The organism is Deltaproteobacteria bacterium (assembly GCA_016931625.1).
Classification (GTDB): Bacteria; Myxococcota; XYA12-FULL-58-9; order XYA12-FULL-58-9; family JAFGEK01; genus JAFGEK01.
Genome location: JAFGEK010000012.1, coordinates 1 through 4389 on the forward strand (window position 1 = coordinate 1; position 4389 = coordinate 4389).

Annotated in this window: 5 protein-coding genes; 2 read left to right on the forward strand and 3 right to left on the reverse strand. The window is 36.8% G+C overall.

Annotation, left to right across the window (positions count from 1 at the left end; translation table 11 throughout):
• The first annotated feature begins 45 nt into the window (after nt 1-45).
• Together JW841_00605 and JW841_00610 are read left to right on the forward strand one after the other, a co-directional pair.
• Nucleotides 46-429, forward strand: coding sequence for a hypothetical protein (locus JW841_00605; GenBank protein MBN1959418.1), 384 nt, complete (start codon nt 46-48; stop codon nt 427-429).
• A gap of 776 nt (nt 430-1205) precedes the next feature.
• The gene (locus JW841_00610; protein MBN1959419.1) at nt 1206-1367 is read left to right on the forward strand and encodes a collagen-like protein; all 162 of its coding nucleotides are present in this window, start codon (nt 1206-1208) and stop codon (nt 1365-1367) included.
• 519 nt (nt 1368-1886) lie between these two features.
• On the opposite strand, the gene JW841_00615 is transcribed toward JW841_00610, so the two are convergent.
• From JW841_00615 to JW841_00625, 3 genes are all read right to left on the reverse strand, one after another.
• Complete coding sequence (locus JW841_00615; protein ID MBN1959420.1) at nt 1887-2468, reverse strand: hypothetical protein; 582 nt, start codon at nt 2466-2468, stop codon at nt 1887-1889.
• Nucleotides 2469-2492: 24 nt separating this feature from the next.
• Nucleotides 2493-3821 (reverse strand): HD domain-containing protein, encoded by a 1329-nt coding sequence (locus JW841_00620; GenBank protein MBN1959421.1) that lies wholly within the window; start codon nt 3819-3821, stop codon nt 2493-2495.
• A 72-nt stretch (nt 3822-3893) separates the two neighbouring features.
• Entirely contained in the window at nt 3894-4259 is a 366-nt protein-coding gene (locus tag JW841_00625; protein MBN1959422.1) for a hypothetical protein, read from the reverse strand.
• Nucleotides 4260-4389: the final 130 nt, after the last annotated feature.

The following is a 4389-nucleotide window of genomic DNA, read 5'->3' on the forward strand; positions in this document are numbered from 1 at the left end:
AGATGAAAATGTAGTGACACAAAATGCCGCTAAGCCTCTATTGCCTTGATTTTAAATAACTTTATTTTTACAAGTGTCAAAGTCGGGGATAAGAGTTGCGATGTTAGAGTAACGTTTGTCGATGGCGAGCTGTTTGTAGCAGAAATAGATTCTCAACAAGATCAAGATGCAGTGATCGATTGGCGTCACACGCCTGATCCAAAACTTCCTCATAGGCAAGCCGACCTACCAAAGCAACTGCAAACATCAATCCAAACTTTAATGACAGCACTTGAATTACGTTTTGGAGCAATTGATTTTATACGAACGCCAGACGACGATTATGTTTTTCTCGAAGTTAATCCCAACGGTCAATGGTTATGGCTTGACGAACAACTCGGCTTTGGCATTACTAGGCGCGTAGCAGCTTGGTTGGCAGGGGTAGATTAAGGTCTACAGCTGAAAGTCAGAATAGTCCGGTTGTTCCAAATAATGCTAACGATGTAATTTTTAAGCAATACCAATTGAGCATAAGAGAACGATTTCGGTTAGCTATACCAGAGAGGCTTGCTGATTCAGTATGGCCATCAGCTAGACCACACACATCAAAAGAGCGTCAAAGGCAAATAGAAAAAAAACACGAGCGAACTGAGGCTGTAGCTAAACGCTTAATGAATTGGGAGAACTTTAATGATGGTGAACGTGATGTCATTCGTCATGAAATAGAAAGTATTCTTGAGGTTGAAGAGAAACGTCGAGCCTCTGTGCATGCACGCCTAAGCGCACTTATCGGTATGGCTGCAATAGCAATCTCAGTTACATTCGCTATGGCTGGCCTTGTGCTTAATAAATCAACAATAGATTTACCCTCTCTATTTATCATTGGATTCATGTTCACTGCCTTCTATATTGCACTTCAATTTATTTTTACTGTTCAGGCAGCAGTTAAAGTTATCCAGAGAGTAAATGTTACAGCACTTAATGCAGTGGATATTCTTTGTGATAATGGAGAAAATAATGCCGCGCGCACCAAACGTATAATTGAGATTCTTATAAAGCAATTCGAGGATCTTCAAGAGTCTACAAACAAATCTGTCACTCAGATGGCTATCGCGCATACTGCACTGCGCAATGCATGCTGGTGTGTATTAGTGTCCATTGTTGTTCTTGGTGGTGCAGTCGTTTGGAAAAATACACATGAAGCTAATGTTGATATCGAACAGCATATAATAAATCGTATTCGTTGCGACAATAGCCTTGCCGATTTTCTTCGTGGGCCTAAAGGTATTCAAGGACCTGAAGGATATAAAGGCGAGCGAGGGGAGAAAGGCGATAAAGGAGACAAGGGCGATAGAGGCCCACCTGGTGTAGTTTTAAAAAAAAGCTAGTGTCATATTTTAGATTAATTATGCTACAGTAGTAATTATACGAATACGTTACTCATAAAAATATCATCTAAACTCAGCAAGAGAAGCAAACTAGGAAATTCATCTGTATTGAGTAATAACTTAACCGATTTTTTATCACTAAAATCATAAGCACTCTTCGAACCTAATCTAATTATTATGATTAAGCAGTCTTGGCGATGCAAACTAAGCGATTAAACGAATCCTTAAGTTAGCATTACCCAAAATCTGCGTCAATAAACACCGCACATTCAGTCAGGGCTCTGGATTGGTCTGTCTCGGGCTGTGGTGTGGAGAGCAATCAAATGTTTTGCACTGCAAAAAATTGTTGCTGCGGACGTCCGATCATCATCCGGATGATTAATGGCCGCAGAGTACCTATTCACATCTAGTGAATAACCTAGCTGCTACCATTGCGAGATGGAAAGCGGGGTTGTTACGCACCTGGCAACAGAAGCGTAATATGATGATTTAATTTTCGTGAAATAAATTTAATCTAAATTAAGTTGCCGCGTGTTGGGCTGTTTTATGAATTTTTTTATGAAGGTTTTTATTTATCTTTTGGTTTAACGACTGCTTTAATGAATTTATTGCAGATAAATATAATGAAGCATCAGCTAATGAAATATGAGGCCGACATTCATGGAGTTCTTGTGCTAAATAATTTAAGTCGATATTGTTTTTTTCTCGTTTTACAATAAATAATGCTGATGTAAGCTTTTCAAGAACATCGATATTTTTTGAGCCTACTTGAGTAGCAACAAATAAAATATCTTTTTCAATTTTTTTGTTATTTACTGAAACTACCTTGTTTGTATTTTTTATACATAAACGAGGTCCATATGGTGGATTAGATTCTTGTTCTAAAACTTCGTATGCTATTAACATTGATATTTGTTCGCTTAAATCAAACGAATGTGGTCCATCGCTATGCATAATAAAAGTTAGACCAAGTGGTTTACCGCATAATTCTTGTAGAAGATAAGCTGCTTTTTGCACATGAATAGCGGCACAGTAATTACCATTAGCGCGAAGTGCATTAATAAGATTAACAATAACGTCGTGGTTAGTAATAGTTGTCATTGCTGTCTCCACTTATAACAATATTTAAATATGATTATTGTTTGTTTCTATAAGTTTACGAGCATTGTCAATCTTGTCTCGATCGACAAACACACGGTTTATTTTTAGCTGCTCAGGAGCCGTAAACTTCTTTTTAGCAAATAAACGAAAAAGTAACGAGTGTGAAGATATGCTTTTTTTATTTTTTGAATAATATACAGGAAAATTGAAATCATTATCTTCCCCACTTTTAAATGGCACAGTATCAATACGAACATTATCGTTACCTATTTTTTCACATATATTATTATAAATTTTATTGGTTAAATTTTCGTTTGATTCGATAGATTCATTATCAATATCATCTGGTAGTGGTTCGTATAACAATTTAAAGTGTTTTCTTTGAGCAAGAATATTAGCAAATATATTTATTTTGTTATTTAGGTCGTTGAAGGATTGTTTAAATATTTGATTCCATATTTCATGGTCATTAATGAGCAAAAATTCAGCTAAGTTAGTAGGAAAACCTTTAGGATATAATTCTTTAATAAATTCTCTTAAATGTATATCATAAATTCTCCGTATGGGATGATAATAAATCTGCATAAACATAAAATATCTTGCTAAATATAGGGCTTCAGCACAGTAAAGACCACCATGAGTAATTCCGAATGCAGGAGTTTCATCATTTGGGTCATTTTTGCGTGGCAAAATTCGCATGCAATCAATTAAACGAATGTGGTCAAATTTTCCATAAGCTACACCTGCATGCCAAGAATCACGAAGAAGATAGTCAATTCTATCAGCCCCAAGAGCATTGCCGGTGATAATTTGAGAAAGTATTAATTCAATATCTGTAAATGTATTATTAACATCTTTTTTGTATTTTTTCGGTCCAACAGCAATTTTTGCAACACGCTCAGCATCTATGCGGATATCCTTCCAGATAGCTTGCATTTCATCGCTTTGGATAAAATCAATAGTTATTTTTTCATGATCCCAACCTTGAGGTAACAATTCTTTTTCAGCTGCATGTGAAAAAGGTAAATGCCCGATATCATGGCATAGAGCAGCCATACGTAATACACGGCGCCAATATTCTAGATCAAAATCACTACCAAAAATATCGGCAGCTCGTCGGCATGCTTGTAAATTATTTCGTGCTGTTACAACATCATAGATACGACTGGCTACTTCCATAACTCCTAAGCTATGCTCAAATCGTGTATGTGTCGCACCAGGATATATGAAATAGGTAAGCGCTAATTGATGTATATGACGTAAACGTTGTAAAGGTCGTGAATCTAAAACACGTCGTTCATCAGAATCTAGTTTTATGAATCCATGGATTGGATCGCGGATTTCATGAATCATTATCGCCCCCACTTAAAATAAATACAGCTAATAAATTAATAGCACATTACACTTAAATTTAACAAATAACAATTAATTTAGATATTCAAGTAACTCTTTCACCGACTTAATCACAAACACCTTATCCCAATAACGCTTCAGTATATTTGTATCACGGCAAGCAAGAATTTGCTTTGCTTCATCATCTGACACTTCAATATTGCGATGCTCTAAAATTTTTAATAGCGAACGGGTTTCACCAATTACTTCGCCTTCGCCCTTACCTATGGTATATCCCTCGCTACGCCCTTGGGCTTCACGTTCATCACCGCGAATATGCACAAAACGTTTAACAACCATCATCCAAGTATCAAAGGCTTCTTTATCACTAATGTCATCAGGTGGCGGTGGCAGTTCATTTAGGTCTACATCTTCTTTGATATCTGGTAATTCACCCACCGCTTCAGGACCAAAGTAAGTCGCAAGTTTTTCAAGGCAAGCTTGGCATTATTGAGCACGGTGCTGTTAGAGTTAGATGCGAGCATTGTGGTTATGACCGCTTGGTTGCCTTTAGTTGCAAGAGTAGATC

Coding starts and splice junctions, on each gene's coding strand:
- JW841_00615 (MBN1959420.1), bottom strand. CDS start 2,468: ATGACAACTATTACTAACCACGACGTTATTGTTAATCTTATTAATGCA.
- JW841_00620 (MBN1959421.1), bottom strand. CDS start 3,821: ATGATTCATGAAATCCGCGATCCAATCCATGGATTCATAAAACTAGAT.